16 protein-coding genes are annotated in these 19,090 nt (G+C 40.5%); 10 read left to right on the forward strand and 6 right to left on the reverse strand.

What is annotated here, in order from left to right:
• Window positions 1-40 precede the first annotated feature (40 nt).
• The gene (mdh, locus tag PSR9079_RS13715; protein ID WP_145235472.1) at window positions 41-976 is read right to left on the reverse strand and encodes a malate dehydrogenase; all 936 of its coding nucleotides are present in this window, start codon (window positions 974-976) and stop codon (window positions 41-43) included.
• 224 nt (window positions 977-1,200) lie between these two features.
• On the opposite strand from mdh, the gene argR reads away from it, so the two are divergent.
• On the forward strand, window positions 1,201-1,668 hold the full coding sequence (argR, locus tag PSR9079_RS13720) for a transcriptional regulator ArgR (RefSeq protein WP_145235470.1): 468 nt from the start codon (window positions 1,201-1,203) through the stop codon (window positions 1,666-1,668).
• A 19-nt stretch (window positions 1,669-1,687) separates the two neighbouring features.
• Here the strand turns inward: argR and PSR9079_RS13725 are convergent, their stop codons facing one another.
• Entirely contained in the window at window positions 1,688-2,587 is a 900-nt protein-coding gene (locus PSR9079_RS13725; protein WP_149982085.1) for a Dyp-type peroxidase, read from the reverse strand.
• 1,485 nt (window positions 2,588-4,072) lie between these two features.
• Here PSR9079_RS13725 and rluA point away from each other — a divergent pair.
• Window positions 4,073-4,726, forward strand: a complete 654-nt coding sequence (gene rluA, locus PSR9079_RS13730) for a bifunctional tRNA pseudouridine(32) synthase/23S rRNA pseudouridine(746) synthase RluA (RefSeq protein ID WP_149982086.1) — start codon at window positions 4,073-4,075, stop codon at window positions 4,724-4,726.
• A gap of 76 nt (window positions 4,727-4,802) precedes the next feature.
• On the forward strand, window positions 4,803-5,732 hold the full coding sequence (locus PSR9079_RS13735; protein ID WP_149982087.1) for a DUF3530 family protein: 930 nt from the start codon (window positions 4,803-4,805) through the stop codon (window positions 5,730-5,732).
• On the opposite strand, the gene djlA is transcribed toward PSR9079_RS13735, so the two are convergent.
• From djlA to PSR9079_RS13750, 3 genes are read right to left on the reverse strand one after another with little or no spacing between them, the layout of a single operon-like run.
• Complete coding sequence (gene djlA, locus PSR9079_RS13740) at window positions 5,715-6,587, reverse strand: co-chaperone DjlA (RefSeq protein ID WP_149982088.1); 873 nt, start codon at window positions 6,585-6,587, stop codon at window positions 5,715-5,717. The two genes, PSR9079_RS13735 and djlA, sit on opposite strands and share 18 nt — an antisense overlap.
• A 23-nt stretch (window positions 6,588-6,610) precedes the next feature.
• Entirely contained in the window at window positions 6,611-7,282 is a 672-nt protein-coding gene (gene murU / locus PSR9079_RS13745) for an N-acetylmuramate alpha-1-phosphate uridylyltransferase MurU (RefSeq protein WP_149982089.1), read from the reverse strand.
• Window positions 7,282-8,286: an aminoglycoside phosphotransferase family protein gene (locus PSR9079_RS13750; RefSeq protein ID WP_149982090.1), complete on the reverse strand. Its 1,005-nt coding sequence runs from the start codon at window positions 8,284-8,286 to the stop codon at window positions 7,282-7,284. Before PSR9079_RS13750 ends, murU begins: the two co-directional genes overlap by 1 nt.
• 103 nt (window positions 8,287-8,389) lie before the next feature.
• Between PSR9079_RS13750 and lptD the strand changes: the two genes are divergently transcribed.
• The 7 genes from lptD to PSR9079_RS13785 all read left to right on the forward strand — a co-directional run bounded on the left by lptD (window position 8,390) and on the right by PSR9079_RS13785 (window position 17,310).
• A complete protein-coding gene (gene lptD / locus PSR9079_RS13755; protein WP_149982091.1) occupies window positions 8,390-10,636 on the forward strand; it encodes an LPS assembly protein LptD in 2,247 nt (748 codons plus the stop codon).
• A 36-nt stretch (window positions 10,637-10,672) separates the two neighbouring features.
• Window positions 10,673-11,968, forward strand: coding sequence for a peptidylprolyl isomerase SurA (gene surA / locus PSR9079_RS13760; protein WP_149982092.1), 1,296 nt, complete (start codon window positions 10,673-10,675; stop codon window positions 11,966-11,968).
• A gap of 3 nt (window positions 11,969-11,971) precedes the next feature.
• Window positions 11,972-12,964 carry a 4-hydroxythreonine-4-phosphate dehydrogenase PdxA gene (gene pdxA / locus PSR9079_RS13765; protein WP_149982093.1) on the forward strand — a complete coding sequence of 331 codons (993 nt, stop codon included), beginning with the start codon at window positions 11,972-11,974 and terminating at the stop codon, window positions 12,962-12,964.
• On the forward strand, window positions 12,961-13,770 hold the full coding sequence (gene rsmA / locus PSR9079_RS13770; RefSeq protein WP_145235444.1) for a 16S rRNA (adenine(1518)-N(6)/adenine(1519)-N(6))-dimethyltransferase RsmA: 810 nt from the start codon (window positions 12,961-12,963) through the stop codon (window positions 13,768-13,770). The genes pdxA and rsmA overlap by 4 nt, the downstream gene beginning before the upstream one ends.
• Window positions 13,754-14,143 carry a Co2+/Mg2+ efflux protein ApaG gene (gene apaG / locus PSR9079_RS13775; protein ID WP_145235442.1) on the forward strand — a complete coding sequence of 130 codons (390 nt, stop codon included), beginning with the start codon at window positions 13,754-13,756 and terminating at the stop codon, window positions 14,141-14,143. The genes rsmA and apaG overlap by 17 nt, the downstream gene beginning before the upstream one ends.
• Window positions 14,144-14,345: 202 nt before the next feature.
• Window positions 14,346-15,161, forward strand: a complete 816-nt coding sequence (locus PSR9079_RS13780) for a symmetrical bis(5'-nucleosyl)-tetraphosphatase (protein WP_149982094.1) — start codon at window positions 14,346-14,348, stop codon at window positions 15,159-15,161.
• Window positions 15,162-15,294: 133 nt separating this feature from the next.
• Window positions 15,295-17,310 carry a methyl-accepting chemotaxis protein gene (locus PSR9079_RS13785; RefSeq protein WP_149982095.1) on the forward strand — a complete coding sequence of 672 codons (2,016 nt, stop codon included), beginning with the start codon at window positions 15,295-15,297 and terminating at the stop codon, window positions 17,308-17,310.
• 256 nt (window positions 17,311-17,566) lie between these two features.
• Here PSR9079_RS13785 and gltX read toward each other — a convergent pair whose 3' ends face one another.
• Window positions 17,567-19,051: a glutamate--tRNA ligase gene (gene gltX / locus PSR9079_RS13790; protein ID WP_149982096.1), complete on the reverse strand. Its 1,485-nt coding sequence runs from the start codon at window positions 19,049-19,051 to the stop codon at window positions 17,567-17,569.
• Window positions 19,052-19,090: the final 39 nt, after the last annotated feature.

Raw genomic sequence — 19,090 nt, forward strand, 5'->3', positions numbered from 1 at the left:
CCTGCAAATGCAGGCTTTTTTGTATCAATCGACTTAGCAATTAAGCGTTGATGAAATCAACACCTTCTTGGATGTCTTTTTTCAGCGTATCAAGCATGTCGTTTTTAGCTTGCTCTTCAAATGCGCTTAGTTCACCGTAAGAAAGAATTTCTTCTACGCCGTTTTTACCTAAACGTACTGGGTGTGCAAAGTATGCAGCATCGCCATTTTCAACAGCAACGTAAGCGTAATCTACAACGTCTTCACCTTGTAAGCCTTTAACTAAAGACATACAAAAACGTGCAGCAGCAGCGCCCATTGATAATGTTGCAGAACCACCGCCCGCTTTTGCATTTACTACTTCAGTACCTGCATTTTGGATACGTGGAGTAAGCGCAGCAACTTCTTCATCAGTGAAAGTAACGCCTTCAACTTGAGATAGTAACGGAAGGATTGTTGTGCCTGAGTGACCACCAATGACTGGTACTTTCACAGTTGCAACGTCAACACCTTTAAGCTCAGCTACAAATGCTTCTGAACGGATCACATCAAGAGTGGTAATACCAAAAACACGTTTCGCGTCGTAAGTACCTGCTTTTTTGAATACTTCCGCAACAATTGGCACTGTGCCATTTACTGGGTTAGTGATAATACCCACTAATGCTTTTGGACAGTTAGCAACAATACCTTCTGCTAATGTTTTAATAATACCAGCATTAACATTAAATAAATCAGCGCGGTCCATACCAGGCTTACGTGGCATACCAGCAGGGATAAGAACGATATCACAACCAGTTAACGCTTGATCTAGTGCATCAACACCAAAGCCTGCAACTTTAACGTCTGTTGGGATATGAGAAAGATCAACAGCAACACCAGGAACAACTGGAGCAACATCATAAAGTGATAATTCAGAACCAGCTGGTAAGCCTGTTTTTAATAATAAAGACAACGCTTGGCCGATACCGCCAGCAGCACCTAATACAGCAACTTTCATTGGAATTCTCCGTAATTTGAGGTAGGAAATATTTGTGGCTCTAAAGATAATGAAATTAACGACTAAAGACAAATTTATCCTGCTTATTTCACATATAATTTAGACCATAGTTGTAAACTTGCTGGTTTACAGCACTAAAATCCATCGCAAAAGCAAACAACTACTGCATAAGTATGCAATATTGTGTACAATTAGCGCATCACTTATGAATAAGAACCTATAATATGCAACCACAAGATAAACAAGAAGCATTAGTAAAGGCCTTTAAGGCACTTTTAAAAGAAGAAAACTTTGGTTCACAAGGTGAGATTGTTGACGCCCTAAAAGAGCAAGGCTTTGATAATATTAGTCAAAGTAAGGTGTCGCGGATGTTAAGCAAGTTTGGCGCGGTACGCACTCGTAATGCCAAACAAGAAATGGTCTATTGTTTGCCTGCTGAAATGGGCGTACCTACAGCGAAAAGCCCATTACGTCAGTTAGTGATTGATATAATGCATAACGAAATGATGATCATTATTCGAACCAGCCCAGGAGCTGCACAATTAATTGCTCGGCTATTAGATTCATTAGGTAAAGCAGATGGCGTACTAGGCACCATTGCTGGTGACGATACTATTTTTATCGCTCCAGCTAAAGTATCTGAAATTGATGTAACTCTTGAACGCGTGCGTATTTTATTTGATACGGTATAAGTCTACCGATTCAAACTTTTTACAGCTGCTTTAAAAAGTTAATTGATGGGGCAAAAAACGCAGACCCCATATCGGCTTGAGTAAAATCAAGCCAATGATCGTAGCAATCGCCATCACCTAATCGACTTCGTAATACTTGCTCAAATGCATTTCCCTGTGCTGCATAACTAATCGCTAATATACCCTGTTCGTAAACGTCACCATAAGGCATGTTTTGATTTAATTGCAGTGGTTGCCCTTGCTCATCTTTTAACTCAGTGCGTACAGCATGACTATTTTCAGTCGCTGGCATAATCAAGGTATTATCTAAGCGAGTGCGTCCCATTATTTGTTCTTGCTCACTCAGTGGTAGGTTTTGCCACACACTTAAATCATGCTTATAGCGCTGTATATGTACGTAACTGCCTTGATCTTCAAAATGGTTGGGTTTATTGATTAACGCTGTGATGCGCTTTTGGCGACCATGAGGAGTGTCACCACCGAGTATAAAACCATTAAAATCGCGACCATCTAAAAATCGAAAGTTTCTCACTTGCTCAACCAATTCAACATCGGGGGCAAATAACTTGAGAATTTGCAAAGCAAATAAATGGTTTACATCTTCCCTATCGGAACGAATTTGGACAAATAAATCAAAAGGCTGAGCCCCCATAATATGATCATTATGAGTAATATTAGGAAAGCTCTGTAATTCACTAGGCAGAAATTCAGGCAGAATGTGCGGCCAGTACTGCGCCCCTACTGCAACTAGGCTGGAGAGCATAGATTCAGAAAACTGATCTGAAAACTCATCTTGGATAGCGCTAACGTATTTTAATTTTTTGCGTAATGACTCATCGTGGCCATCAAATACATTAAAAAACAAATGTAAACCGTGCAAGTTTGCTTCAGCACAAATTCCAGATTGCGCTTGCGCCATGGTATTTCCTTAACTCAAAGTCTCATACACGGCGTTTTTAATGAAATTAAAAATACTAAAACACTTAATCTGCGAAAAAGTTAACCGTGTGTGGTGTTATTTTTATTGTCACCTACTCATTTGCTAAAATGATTGGCCCAACTAAACAGCAACTTCAATTTATTGTCCATCGATCATAACCTTATACACAAAATGCAGAACAACAAAACGACGGTTTAAAATAGTCACCGTATTTGCACTACAGCCTTGTGATTGAAAAGGTATTAACTCAAGATGGCATGGGCGAACATAAAGTTACCCAACTTGCTTTACTCGACGATAAGTAACTAATGACTCAGCCCCCGTAAGCATTACTATATTCAGTTGCTGTTAATACATCTGCACCTAAGTATATGCCCTGACCAAGAAATTCTGCAACTACCTTTGAGCTTGAAGCGCTAAATAGCGGCTCAAACGTGTCTTGTTGAGCAATTTCCCCACAATTCATAGCCGCTTATTTATCGGCAAGTCGCATTTATTTTAAAGAATTACAAAGCGCCTTAATACATATTGGTTTTTAATCATTTAAGGGATATATGCAATAAACTTAAACCATATACGATTAGAAATCGTCTAAGCAACACTACAATTACATCCACTATTAAAGGCAACCACGCCCATAATGGAAATCACTTGTGCGATATATCTCACGGTTATGACAGCTATTGAGTATAAAGCATCATAAAAAAAGTCTAAAAATAAACTAACCACATGAAATATAATAACTATTATTAAATTTCAAAATAATGACTGTATTTTCGTTACTATTTTTAGCCTATTTTGTTTGCAGATACTCTCTATACTTACTTCATCGGTTAAGCAGTGACGCTTAAATGAGTAAACGGACAAGGAATGATTACTCATAAACCTCGAATTAAAGGTTACGTTAGGAAAAAATGGATTCACGGACAGGCTCAGGATGAGTAGCACTAAGGATAGTAAATATACGGACAGCGTCAAGATGATGCGAAAAGGAATAACAACAGGGCTCGCAAGAGAGTTGTTAGACAGGATGTTATAAAAGCGGACAGATGGACAGGCCCTAAAGGGTATCACAATGGAACTGTTAACTAAGGGATAGCATCAGGACGATGCGTAAAGGACCGGTAATAGAGATTACCAAAAAGGATCAAAAGGAAGCACATAGGACAGAGGCACGGATAGCCTATATCACGCAGAACGAACAAGTAACAGTGTGATCACATGGATTAGTAAAGTTTAGGAGTTGATTAAGTTCAATTGCAGGATGCAAAAAATTAGAAGATTCCGCAAGCGCGACTAGAGATAGTTCGCGCTTTTCTTTTACCCAAAAATACCCTCAGCTTAACGACTACTTGCCAATTAACTCGCTCATTAATACTCTCGCGTCTAATCTAATACGTTATTGATTGTGTATAAGCGATGACTTCTCTAAAATAGCGCGCTCATAAATCATTGAGGTCGGCCGTGTTAATTAACTACAATCCTCCATTAGATCCGTATTTAACCATTTTATTTCAAGATGATGATTTACTGATCGTCAACAAGCCCAGTGAACTTTTGACTGTGCCGGGAAAAGATCCTAAACACGCCGATTGTTTGATAGCTCGCGTTAACCGTGTTTTTCCTACGGCAAAAATAGTTCACCGCTTAGATATGGCAACCTCTGGAATTATTTGTTTAGCAATGCATAAAGCGGCTCATCGTCATTTAAGTATGCAGTTTCAAGAACGCCAAACTGCAAAGCGCTATATTGCACGAGTGTACGGTAAACTAGAGCCATTAACGGGATCAGTCAATTTGCCACTGATCTGTGATTGGCCAAACCGCCCTAAGCAAATGGTTGATCATGACAAGGGGAAGCCCTCTTTAACTCATTACACTGTACTGGAGCATGAGTTGCACGCCACTCGTGTGGAACTTACCCCTATTACCGGACGCTCACATCAATTACGTGTGCATATGTTGTCATTGGGGCACCCTATTTTAGGCGATAGGCTCTATGCTCACCCTGATGCACTGGCTGCTGCCCCGCGCTTGCAATTGCACGCACAAATGCTACAGCTCACTCATCCGGGAACAGCACAAATTATGACTTTTGAAGCTGAGCCAGAGTTTTGATTACGAGCTTAAAATCACACTAAACTTTTTGCTGTACACGCCGATAACAACTTATTGATTCATCGTGGTGGTTTATATGGCTATCGGCAAACAGTTTAAAGTATGGCAATTAATTAGTTTGGTTTACGCGACTTTCTTGGCCATGCCAGCCCAAGCAGCCGACTTTATTGCACCCACACCATGGTCAACAATCAGCAGTAATGATTTATCACGCCTAATGCCGCAAGATGAACTAAAACCGCTACTCGCTGGTGATACTGAGTTTTTAAGTTTATATCGCCAACACATGAGTGCCCAGCAGCGCGGTGTGGTATTGATTATCCCTGATTGGCAACACTTACCTACCAATAACAACGGGCTCAACTTTTTACGCACGCAACTTAACGATTTAGGCTATGCCACAATTGCTATGACGGTACCCGATATTGATTGGCAAGCAGTGCCACCTGCGGATGAAAGTGAAACAACTGAACCTGCAGCGGCTAAGCAAACTACAAGTTCAGACAATGGCGAACCATCAGCTGACACAGCCACTCCTGTTGTACATGTTGATGCTATCGCTCATATAAGCAATGCGATAATAGATAATTATAAACTCAACTTAATTGCACGCTTTAATGCGTTGTATCAAAGTGCATTGGATGAAGATGGGAAAATTGTTGTTATTGCACAAGGTGCCTCTGCGGGAGTATTGCTCGAACACTATGGCGAATATCCAAATACCAACATAGATGCATTTGTCAGCCTTAGCAGTTATTTACCAAACAGTAAACGTAACCAACAACTTAACGCGATTATATCGACTATTAGCCCGCCGTTATTGGATATTTACTACAACATAGATAACCCGGACTTACTGCTGAGTGTGGCGGATAGAAAACGCTGGGTTAAACGTCACAGTAAATATGATTACCGCCAACGTGAGCTGTTTGGTTTGCGCTCTGAGCCTGAGCAACATGAGCGCTTGACCAAAGAAGTAGACGGGTTTTTACGCCGCCTTTTTTAAATATTCGTAAGCGGCTTGAATATCTTGACTTTTCTTGACTGCCAGTTCCATCATATGTTTAGGTAAACCTTGAGAAACTAATTTATCAGGATGGTGCTGCGCCATTAATTTACGGTACGCTACTTTTACTTCTCGTTCACTCGCCTCATTATTTAACCCCAGCAAAGCCAGCGCTTGAGTACGGCTCATGCCACTATTTGGCGGTACATGATGCCCTGAGCCTTCACGATAACTACTGCTTTGCCCTTGTTGACGTTGTTGCTGCTGTTGATAGCGTTGTTGTTGCTGACGAAATGAAAATTCAGCTTGGTAACGTTTAAGTACAAATGCAAAGTGAGTTTTAGAGATCCCTAATAACTTACTTACCTCTTGGAGTAGCTCCTTTTCTTGCGCAGCTAACACCCCATCAGAAAACGCCATTTGGATTTGAATTTCTAAAAACAGTTGTAATAAATCATGGCGACGAGCAAAACGCTCTTTAAAATCGAAAACAGTTTCTTTTAATGAAAAATCAGCGTCTTTTCCCGCTTTAAACGCATCTTGTGCCTCTTTGCGATCATCACCAGTGAGTCCCATTTCATCCATAAATAAACTGGCAGCACGGATGTGGGTTTCGCTTACGCGGCCATTTGACTTAGCAATGTGCCCCATTACTCCAAAACAGCTAGTAAAAAATAACGCTTGGCGCTGATTAATATCATCATCGCCTTTAAATAAGCTTGAAAAGCCGCCGGCTTTATCAAAGTTCTGCTTTAAACTCTTGTCAAACATATGGCCCAGGTATAAGCCTATAAATAAGCCTATAATGCGCCCAAACATAAAGCCAAAGCAGGCACCTAAAATTTTACCCCACATGAGGCGCTCCTATTATATGTGAATTACTTAATGAGTTGTTGCTCTATCAACAACTCATTCAATTGAGCTAATCGTTCTGGAGTTCCGATATCGTCCCAGTTACCTATGTAAAGCTCCGTAGAGACAACATGCTCAGCCAATTTACTTTTTAATAATGGCCCTAAGCGATGAGTACCCGCTGTAATTCCTGCAAAAAATTGCTGATGAAAGCGACTAATACCAGAAAATGTATACTTGGGGCTATCTGCGCTTAGATGACGCAACGTAAAGTCACCATTTGGGTTGTGGGCTGGATTTTCAACCAACACAATATGTGCCTCGCCCGCATCTAAGTGAATATGCAGTAATGAACTAACATCATAGTCGGTAAATATATCGCCATTAATAACAATAAATTGCTCACCAAGCAAAGGTAATGCTTGAATAATACCACCTGCAGTTTCTAATCCCTGCTCAGGCTCTTGGCTATACTCAATATGTACTCCAAGCTGGCTACCATCGCCAAAGTAAGCACGGATCTTATCTCCTTGCCAAGCAAGGTTTATAATAAAATCAGTGATCCCTGCTGTTTTTAGTCGCTCAATATGATGCTCGATTAATGGTTTTCCTTGCACCTTTAACATAGGTTTAGGTAATTCTGCGGTAAGTGGCATCATTCGCTGACCGCGACCCCCGGCTAAAATCATCGCTTTCATTATTTAGTTGGCACTTTATTAAGTGCGACTAAGGTAGCAGGAATAATCTTACTGTTGATCCATTTACCCAGCTCCACCAACGATGAATGATCTTGCGCCACATCACTAATGTAGCGCAGTGTCGGTAATACATTATCCATATAACCGAGTTTACCATCGCGTAAATTTAACCGGCAAAAAATACCCGCCGCTTTTAAATGGCGTTGAATACCGGTTAAATCAAACCATTGTTTAAAGGTTGCAAAGCTGATGTTACTGAGCAAGCCCTGTTGCTCAAACTCAGCAAATGCATGCTCAAGTAAGTATTCAAGTTCATCGTGAGGAAGTTTAAAATAACAATCACGCAGTAACGATACCAGGTCATAACATACCGGGCCTTGCACGGCATCTTGATAGTCAATAATTGCCCATTGCTGTTCACTGTGCATAATATTACGGCTATGAAAATCACGGTGTACGGTGACGCTAGGTTGCGCGAGTATATTTTCAATTAATAACTCACAGCTCGTTTGCCATAAATTACGTTCTGCAGCAGTAACTTCTAGCTCTAAAAATCCCTCTACCAACCATTCTAAAAAAATACTTAGTTCTAATTCTAAAAATGCCCGATCAAAATCTTTCATGTGCTCAACAGGCGGCATTTTTGCCCATTGTGCACTAAGTTTTATAAGGTGTTTATAGTGATTGATACGTTCTTTATCATCCAGCATATCAGCAAGATGTGTGTTGCCTAAATCGCTTAATAAGAAGAACCCTTGCTTTTCATCAGCATGTAATATTTTTGGTAGTTTGAAACCATGCTCAGAAAAAACTTTGTTGAGTTCTATATAAGGAGTGTTATCGAGCTTAGCTGGATCTGAGTCCATAACTATATAGCTATCTTGACCGCGATTTAGGCGGAAATAACGACGAAAGCTGGCGTCTCCGGTGATCGCAGCTAGCTGGTATACTTCATCTTCGAAGTGCGGATTTAAAAACTGCTGTAAACTTTTATAACGATTCATTTTACAAGATATCTATTTTTCACTAAGTCAATTACTGTATTTGCCATTGTTTTCCTTTATTATGTCATTCTTACATCCAACGACAGCATATTAAGGTTAATAAATGAGCAAAACCTGGGGCATGATGATGCTAAGTGTGATCAGCGCACCATCGTTCGCCGAAACTGAACTGACACACAACTTTTGTGGCAATTCAATGCAAACCAGAGCTTGGCAACCGCTTGCTGGCCTTGACTTAGGCATGATCGATATCCGTTCAGATGATATTGAACTGCTTGGCACCCAAAGCGCAGAATTTACCGGTAATGTTGATATTAACACCCTTACTATGAGTTTGTCCGCACAAAGTGCACTAATTGACAAACAGCGTGGGTTACTTAATGCAACTGGCCCTATTACTTACCGTGACACTATCAGTGAAGTAAATAGCTCAGGTCTTAATGCTGATTTAAATAGTTCTGAAATCAGCCTACTTGGTGCCGATTATAAGCTGACGGATCAACAAGCACACGGCGGTGCAGAAAAGCTCACCATTAATAAGTCTGGCTTAGATCTGCTGAACGCAAGCTTTACTACCTGTCCAAGCGATACGCCCGTGTGGGCAATTCAAGCTGAACAAATTTTATTATCCCGTGAAGAAGGCTGGGGCGAAACCCATGATATGGTATTACGTATTATGGATACGCCAGTACTTTATTTACCCTATTTCACTTTCCCAATTGATAATCGAAGAAAATCAGGCTTATTAACACCCAATATTTCCAGTTCAGATCGCTACGGCGTAGAAACTGTTACTCCATATTATTGGAATATTGCACCAAACTTTGATGCCACGATTACACCTCGCTATATGTCTAAAAAAGGCTTACAGCTGCAAACCGAGTTTCGTTATTTAAGTGATAGCAATGAAGGTCTCGTAGCACTTGAATACCTTGACAAAGACGACTCCGAACCAGAACTCAAAGAGCGCTTTCTATTTCACTGGCAACAACAAAGTTATTTTGCCGAAAACTGGCGTGCAAATGTTGATATAACCAACGTCAGCGATGATAACTATCTCACTGATTTGGGTTCTAATTACGCAACACGTACTGACACCCAACTGTATCGTACTGGCTCGTTATCACACTTAGGTGATACTTGGCGTACAGATATTAAAGTACAAAACTTTGAAGTGCTCGGTGATCATCTTGAATCGTATGCGGCATGGCCACAAATTAGCTTTTCACAAACAGCACCATTTAGTTTTCAGGATATTGAACTGACCCTAGACGGTGAACTGAGCCACTTTACTAATGATACGGCAATCATAGAAAAAGCCACTCGGGTGCACATCGAACCCAAAGTAAGTTATGGTTATCAAGAGCATGCTTGGTCGTTTTTATCTGAATTTAGCGTACTGCACACTAACTATAAGCAAGAAGGTGATTTAGCTAATACCGATTATGCTAAATCAGTTTCACGTACCTTGCCTAAAGTGCGTTTATACAGCCAATTAAACTTTGAGCGTGATACCACTATCTTCGCTGATGATGGGATTCAAACCTTAGAGCCACAAGTGCAATATTTGTATACACCAAATAAAGATCAATCCGATATAGGTTTATACGATACGACAAAACTACAAGATGATTTTTTTGGTTTATTCCGTGATAGTCGCTTCTCAAGCGTTGATCGTATAGCCGCAGCGAATCAATTTACATTGGGTGCAACCACGCGTTTATTTAATAATAAAAGCGAAGAATTGTTTAATTTTAGTGCTGGTCAAATATTTTATTTAAGTGACTCTGCCAAGCCGACATCACAAGGGTTAAACTCAGATACCAACTATAATGCCTTGTTTGCCGCACAAACCATGTTACATTGGCACCGCCGCTGGTATTTATCAGGCGGAATTCAGTATGACACCGATGGAAAGCAGATTATCCAGTCAAATGTGACTTTAGATTATAAAGGTGACGATAATCAGCTGGTACAATTGAACCATCGCTATGCAAATGATGTCTCAGGCAATACAATCGAACAAGTTGGCTTTTTTACTAGCATTCCGCTCAGTGATCAATGGCAGTTTGTAAGTAGCTATCACCGCGATTTAGAAAGCGGTCGTAGTGTCGAGGTGTTCAGCGGATTGCAATATGAATCCTGCTGTTGGGCCTTTCAAATTACCGGTCGTCGCCAAATCGCAACTGATTTAAATCAAGCGATAGGCCAAGAACAAGCCACTTTTGATTCAAGCATTGGGTTTAATATTGTCTTAAAAGGGTTAGGTAGTAAAAGCCGTTATGATGCACAAAAATTATTACAACAAGGTATTTTTGGCTATCGTAGACCGTATTTTCTTAATAACTAGTATTACCGTACTATTAGCAAGAGTATTAGAAAAAGTATGAATTTAAAAAAATTATTAGCATCAGCATTTTTGACGCTTGGTTTATACCAAAGCGCTTTCGCAGCCCCTGTTGAAATAGACAAGGTGGTTGGTATTGTAAACCAAGGAGTTATTTTACAAAGTGAAGTTGACACCATAGTTAACCGTGTAAAAACCCAAGCTAAAGAGCAAGGACAAGAATTACCTTCGGATGATACGCTACGCATTCAAGCAATGGAGCGCTTAGTAAATCAAGCGCTGATGATGCAATTAGCCGAGCGTATGGGGTTAGAAATATCTGATAGTCAACTGGATCAAACTTTGGTTAGTATGGCTAAAGAGCAAGGCGGAACAATTGCAGACTTGCGCCGTACGATTGAAGCGTCAGGCGAGAGTTTCCAGTCTTATCGTGAAGAAATTCGTAAAGAAATTACTACTCAACAAGTGATGCGCGCAAACGTAGATCGTCGTATTTATATTAGCCCGCAAGAAGTTGATAACCTTTTAAAAATAATGGAAAGCCAAGGTCAAAATACGGAAGAGTATGACATTGGTCATATCCTCATTGATATTCCAAATAATGCCACTGCGGATGAAATTGCTAGCGCAAAAACTCGTGCCGATAAAGTCATCGAATTTTTACGAGAAGGTAAAGAATTCAAACGCATCGCTATTTCATCATCAAGTGGTTCAAAAGCTCTTGAAGGTGGTCAGCTAGGTTATATGAGTATCAATGAAATGCCGTCATTATTTGCTGAAGCAGTGAAAGGCACTAAAAAAGATGCCATTATCGGCCCGCTACGCTCTGGCGCTGGTTTTCATATCATTAAAGTGCAAGATATTCGTGGTCGCCAGGTTGTTGAAACAACTGAAGTTCGTTCTCGCCATATCCTAATCAAGCCGTCAATTATCTTAAGTGAAGAAAAAGCCCGCAATATGCTAAATGGTTTTGCCAAAGAGTTACGCGCAGGTACAGCTGATTTTGGTGAGCTTGCTAAAGAGTATTCAGAAGATCCAGGCTCTGCACTTAAAGGTGGAGAGTACGATTGGACAGATCCTACAACCTATGTGCCACAGTTTAGAGACGCCCTACTATCACTTGATAAAAATGAGATCAGTGACCCGTTTAGAACCACATTTGGTTGGCATATAGTGCAGCTATTAGACAAACGCATTGCTGATAAAACCGAACTAGCTAAACGTAACCGTGCTCATGGCATGCTCTTTAATCGTAAATTTAAAGAAGAAAGCTTTAACTGGCAGCAAGAAATGCGTGAGCAAGCCCATGTTGAAATTTTCCCAATTGATGAATAACCAATGATTCTACGTATTGCAATTACTCCCGGCGAACCTGCCGGGATCGGCCCAGATTTACTGTTGCAACTTGCACAGCATGATTGGCCTGCGCAGCTGGTTGTGATTGCTGATAAGCAGTTATTACAACAGCGAGCCAAACAGCTTGGTTTAACAATCAATTTAATTCCATTTGATGAAAACGCAGCAGCAGCAATCGCCCCAGCAGGGAGTGTCTATCTGCACCAAGTTGATTTAGGTGCCGAAGTTGAAATGGGTGTATTAAATGATGCCAACGGCCAATACGTACTCGATACTTTACGTATCGCGTGCGAAAAAAATATGAATGGTACGTTTGCTGCGGTTGTAACTGGCCCTGTTAATAAAGGTATTATCAATAAAGCCGGCATTTCATTTAGCGGCCATACCGAATACTTTGCCCAGCAATCAAACACCCCTGATGTGGTGATGTTGTTAGCTACTGAAGGCTTAAGAGTTGCACTAGTGACCACGCACATACCACTAGCTTATGTATCACGTGCTATTACAAGTGAGCGTTTAAGTAAAGTTGCGGGTATTTTAAACCATGATTTACAAACTAAATTTGGTATCGAAAAACCACGTATTCTAGTCTGTGGGCTTAACCCTCATGCGGGTGAAGATGGCCATTTAGGGCGTGAAGAAATTGACACCATCACCCCAACCATTGAACAGCTAAATAGTGAAGGTATGAATTTAATCGGGCCATTGCCTGCTGATACCTTGTTCCAAGACAAATATCTATCACAAGCTGATGCTGTGCTGGCAATGTATCACGATCAAGGTTTACCTGTGCTAAAATACAAAGGTTTTGGCAAATCGGTTAATATCACCCTTGGTTTGCCGTTTATACGCACCTCAGTTGATCACGGTACGGCGCTCGATTTAGCCGGTACTGGTGATGCTGATGTTGGTAGTTTTGAATTAGCGATCCGCGAAGCAATTAAGCTCGCCCAAGAAAAAGCACAAAATCAATGACAGATAAAGTACATTTAGGACACCGCGCCCGCAAACGTTTTGGGCAAAACTTTTTATGTGATGAGATGATCATCGATAAAATCGTCACCGCGATTGATCCTAAACCTGAAGATAATTTAGTTGAAATCGGTCCTGGTCTAGGTGCTATCACTGAACCGGTAAGTGAGCTAAGTGGCCACTTAACGGTTGTTGAGCTAGATAAAGATTTAGCCCAGCGCTTAACTGAGCATCCTTTTTTAGGGCCTAAGCTTACTGTGCATCAAGGTGATGCAATGAAATTTGATTTTTCAAGTTTGATCAAAGCTGACCGCAACAAACTAAAAGTGTTTGGTAATTTACCGTACAATATTTCAACACCGTTACTGTTCCATTTATTCGAGTTTGCCGACAACATTGAGCATATGCATTTTATGCTACAAAAAGAAGTGGTAAAACGCATGGTAGCAGGACCTGGTAGTAAAACATTTGGTCGCTTGAGTGTAATGACACAGTATTACTGTAATGCAATGCCTGTCATCGAAGTACCACCAGAGTGTTTTAAACCAGCACCGAAAGTTGATTCTGCCGTTATTCGTTTAATACCGAAAAAGCCAGAGCAACGTACAGCAAAAAGTACTAAAATTCTTAACACTGTGTGTTTAGAGGCCTTTAATCAGCGCCGCAAAACACTGCGCAACAGCTTAGCTAATTTACTCACCGCAGATGAATTAACTAGCATTGGTATAGATATCACGTTGCGTGCTGAAAGCCTTTCGTTACAACAATTTATTGATATAGCTAATTGGATTTATGACAACAAGCAGTAATTTGGGCTCACCCATCAAAGTATCGGTAGAAACATTTTATGTTGAGGGTCAATCACAACCTGAACTTGATAAATATGTATTTGCTTATTCCGTTACCATTAAAAATCACAGTCTATGCAGCGCAAAGTTAATTAGCCGCTATTGGTTGATCACTGATGCAAATGGTAAAGAAATCGAAGTACAAGGTGAAGGCGTCGTCGGTGAAAAACCAACTATTGGTCCTGGTGAAAGCTATAAATATACCAGTGGTGCAGTGCTAGATACTCCCGTAGGAACGATGCAAGGTTATTACACCTTGAAGAATGAGTTCGGTACAGAGTTTGATGCACCTATTAATGTTTTTCGTTTATCACTGCCTAATATTTTACATTAAATAACCTGAAATCGGGTGAGATATTTATTAACGCATTGATTTAATGATATAACTAGCCTTTAAGCTGTCCTGTCGGAGATTTTCAGAGATAACAAGCCGAATTTACGCGTCAATAGCTGGCCTATTGCAAGTAGATTCAACGCAGTTAGCGTTGAAAATAGCCACAGGAGATAGATTTATTCTCCCGAATTTAGGTTAAATAATGGCAAATTATGCGATAGGTGATCTACAAGGTTGTTATAAAGAATTTCAAGCTTTGTTGCTGCAAGTTGACTTCAAACCAAGCAAAGATCACCTTTATTTAGTGGGCGATATTGTCGCCCGCGGCCCCGACTCACTTGCCTGCCTAGATTATATATATACACATCAAGATAGCATCACCGTTACCTTGGGTAATCACGACTTACACCTGATTGCCAATTACATGTTAGATAAACCCGCTAATCCTAAAGACAAGCTCACCGCCCTGCTTGATTCCACAAAGCTACCTGCTTATATAGCCATGTTACAGCAGCAACCACTTGCTTTATGGCTTGAAGAAGAACAGGTATTTATTAGCCACGCCGGTCTCAACCCTGCATGGTCAATTGAACAGGCTCTACAACATGCACAATTTGCTGAATCCTGCTATCAAGGTGAGAATGCGCGCGATTTTTTCAAACATATGTATGAGCAGCACCCTAGCCTTTGGAGTGAACAACTCAATGACTTTGAGCGGTTTCGTTATATTATAAATTACTTTACTCGAATGCGATTTTTAACCCTTGATGAACAATTAGAGTTAAGCTATAAAGGTGGTATTGCTAACGCTACTGCAATGATCCCTTGGTTCAAGCACCCAAGATTTACAACTTTTAAACAATATATTGTTTTTGGTCATTGGGCTGCTCTTGAAGGTGTAACAGATCATGAAAATATCTACGCTTTAGACACTGGTTGTGTGTGGGGTGGAGCTATGACCTTGCTAGAATTAAAAAACAAACAATTATTCAGCATTAATTCAGCTAATTCTATCTAAATAACCTGAAAAAAAACTCATCTTCTGTTAGATTTAAAGTTATAAATGTTAAAAGTAATTAAATTTAATTACTTAACTTATCCGCAATAAAGCCGATAAAGTCTAATTGCTACTCTCTTTATGGAATTTTTATATGAACTTAACTGTCAGCCAGCGTATTTGGGGTGGTTTTATTTGTATCACCTTATTACTTCTTTTAATTGGGGGTAATTCACTGTTCAGAATCGCAAATATTAATAATTCAGCGCAGCAAGTAAATCAATTATCATTGCCTGCACTGGAACAAAGTTCTGAACTTCAGGTTGAGTTTATCTTAATGAGTAAAGCTGCCCAAGCAAGCTTTTATACCACTTCAGCTGCAGAGCTTGCGCCAATTGAAAAATCAGTGTTCGAACAAAAACAACGCTTTGATAAATCTTACTCGCAATTACGACAAGTTGTCAGTGACAATGCTCAACTAAATCAAAGTAGTCAAAGCGTGGAACGAACTTACAAAAGTTTTATTAAATTAGTAGAAGATTTATTAAAAGATAAAAAAACTCAATTAGAACTCAATAAATCATTACGAGCACAGTTAGAAACTATTGAGCTTGCTGCGGAAGATGCTAATTCTGTGGTTTTGGATATTATCGATATTGATGGTTTAGAAAGCAGTGATAGCAGAGCCTATCAAGCAGCTAATAAATTAGAAAATAACTTTTTATCTTTGGTGACTAACAGCACTGACATGCTGACAGTTAAAACCCAAAATACCTTAGATATCGTCAAAAATGAGCAGCTTTATTATTTAGAAGAAATTGAGCGTAGTTTAAAGCTACTCAAACCGGTTGTTGAAGCCGCTGAGCCGGGTTTATATAACGATCTAAACAACTACTTTGTCTCTATTCGCGATAACATTCTCGGCAACAATAGTATTTCAGCTAATAAAAAACGTTTAATTGATGTGATCGCAATGACTGAAACGGAACTTACTGAGGCCGAGCAAGCTACGGCAACTGCATTAAAACAACTCAACGAGCTAGTCGCTCAAGCGAGTAATGTAGCTTTTGAATTACAAAAAGAAGTTAGGATCGACGTCGACTCAGCCAACTTATGGACTTGGGTTGGTATGATAAGTGCTACCTTACTAGCTATAATCGTGGCTTATATAACAGTTAATCGCATTACTAAACCACTTGCAGAAGTTAACCGCATTCTTGATATTGTTGCTAGTGGCGATATGACACAACGTCTTGATGATACGGCTAAAGATGAATTTGGTGAGCTATCGCGTAGTTGTAATACACTTATCGCCAGCTTACGCAGCTTGATCAAAGGCATTATATCTCGTTCCACACAACTTGCTGCGGCCTCAGAAGAAACGTCTGCTATTACCGGTGAATCAAGCCAAGCAATTCGTAATCAACAAGCACAGGTAGAACAAGCGGCAACAGCGACAACAGAAATGAGCAGTACCTCACAAACGGTGAGTAATAGCGCACAACAGGCACTTAAAGAAATCAAAAATGCCGATAAAGAAGCTGAACGAGTTAAGGGTATTTCTAGCCAGAATAAATCGACCATTGAGCAGCTAGCTCGTGAAGTTGAATCAGCCTCACTAGTCATTAATAAGCTTCATCAAGATAGCGCCTCGATTGGTAGTATTCTTGATGTTATTCGTGGTATCGCGGATCAAACTAACTTACTAGCACTTAATGCAGCTATTGAAGCAGCACGTGCCGGTGAACAAGGTCGTGGTTTTGCCGTTGTTGCTGATGAGGTTCGTTCATTGGCTAGTAAAACACAAGCCTCGACTCAAGAAATTCAAGCCATGATCGAATCATTGCAAACAGGCGCGGAAGCAGCCGTAACTGCAATGTCTAAAGGCAAGCAACAAGCTGATTCTTGTGTTGAACAATCAGACCTAGCCAACGCAGCACTGGATTCAATCACCTCAGCGGTTGCTTTAGCACATGATGTGAGTGAAGAAATATCGACAGCAGCACAAGAGCAACAACAAGTCTCACAAGAGATTAGCGAGCGCCTTGAGTCTATTGTAGCCATTGCTGAACAAACCGCTGAAGGAGCTAATCAGACTAATATATCAAGCTCTGAGGTCGCTAAACTTGCCGAAGAGTTACGCTTGTCTGTAGATGAGTTCAAAGTCTAGGGCAAAGCAAATTAAAACAACAAAGCCGTGTTGATTTAAAACACGGCTTTTTTTTCGAAAAAATAAACCACCGATACCCCACTTTTCACTGCTGAGCTAACAAATTGCGTGAGAACAGCCAACTGTTATAATTTCATCGTCCACACACTAGCTTTGCTTGTTGGCAATACTCCATTATTTTTCCACAAAAAAGCCGAACTCCACGTTAATAAAGTTCGGCTTTTAATGATCATCAAGCTTAGCTAGATTACTTTACCTATGCAGCAGGATACTCTCGATACGCACGCTCAATATTCTTCGCTTGCTTTTTAGAGATACCTAAATGCGCAAGTGCTACACGTAAACGTGCGCGCGATAGATCTGAGCCTAATATTTCCATTGCATCAAGCACTGATGTTGATGACGTTTTGCCAGTAATAGCGACAAATATCGGCTCTAAAAAGTCTTTAATCTTCAGCTCATGGAAAGTAGACACCGCTTTAGCTATAGCAAATATTGCTGATTTTTCCCAGCTTCGTAAGCCCTCAAGCTCCCAGATAAAAAACTGTAAAGCTTGGCGAATTACATCTTCATCGGCTTTACCAGCGGTCAGTAACGCAGGGTCGTAAGTTGGAATACCACCGACAAAATGACCGGCTAAATCAACCATATCTGATAGGGTATTAATGCGGGCTTTCGCCTCGGGTAATACTTTAGCAAGCATTGCCCCATTAAACTTCCAATCTACAAAGCGTTGGATCAGCTCTTCGTTGCTGAAGTTTTCGCGGATCCACATGCCGTTTAACCAGCTTAGTTTATCAACGTCAAATACTGGGCCACCGAGTGATACACGCTTCATATCAAAATGTTCAATCATTTCAGCAAGCGTGAACTTTTCACGCTCATCCGGCATTGACCAGCCCATGCGTCCAAGGTAGTTAAGTACCGCTTCAGGTAAGTAACCCATTTCTTTATAGTAATTAATAGAAGTTGGATTTTTACGCTTAGATAGCTTTGACTTATCTGGATTACGTAATAGTGGTAAGTGACCAAGCACCGGCGCTTGCCAACCAAAATCTTCATATAATTTTAGCAGCTTAGGCGCAGAGTTGATCCACTCCTCACCACGGAAAATATGGCTAATTTCCATATGGTGGTCATCAACCACGTTAGCTAAAAAGTAAGTTGGGAAACCATCGGCTTTAAGTAACACTTGCATATCAACGTTTTCCCACGGGATCTCAATTTCACCACGTAAGTAATCGTTAAATTTAAAGGTACCTTCGCTTGGAATATTCATACGTATAACGTAAGGCTTACCGGCAGCTAAGTTGGCTTTAATTTCGTCATCCGTAAGGTTTAAACCACGGCCATCGTATTTAGGACGCAGGCCTTCAGCCATTTGCTCTTCACGCATTTGGTCCAGCTCTTCGCTAGTTGCAAAACAATAAAATGCTTTGCCATCATCAACTAACTGATACGCATATTTTTTATATAAATCGCTACGCTCTGATTGACGATAAGGACCAAACTCACCACCGACATCAGGACCATGATCCCATTCAAGCCCTAACCAACGAAGACTATCCATAATCGCTTGTTCTGATTCTGAAGTGCTACGTACTTGGTCTGTGTCTTCAATACGAAGTACAAATTCGCCACCTTGCTGCTTAGCAAAACAGTAATTAAATAAGGCGATATAAGCGGTACCAAGATGCGGGTCACCGGTTGGTGACGGCGCAACACGTGTACGAATTGTCATGGTTATGTTCTCTTTCTATGGGCAATAAAATATGCGCTA

It is taken from the genome of Pseudoalteromonas rhizosphaerae (genome assembly GCF_902498845.1).
Classification (GTDB): domain Bacteria; phylum Pseudomonadota; class Gammaproteobacteria; order Enterobacterales; family Alteromonadaceae; genus Pseudoalteromonas; species Pseudoalteromonas rhizosphaerae.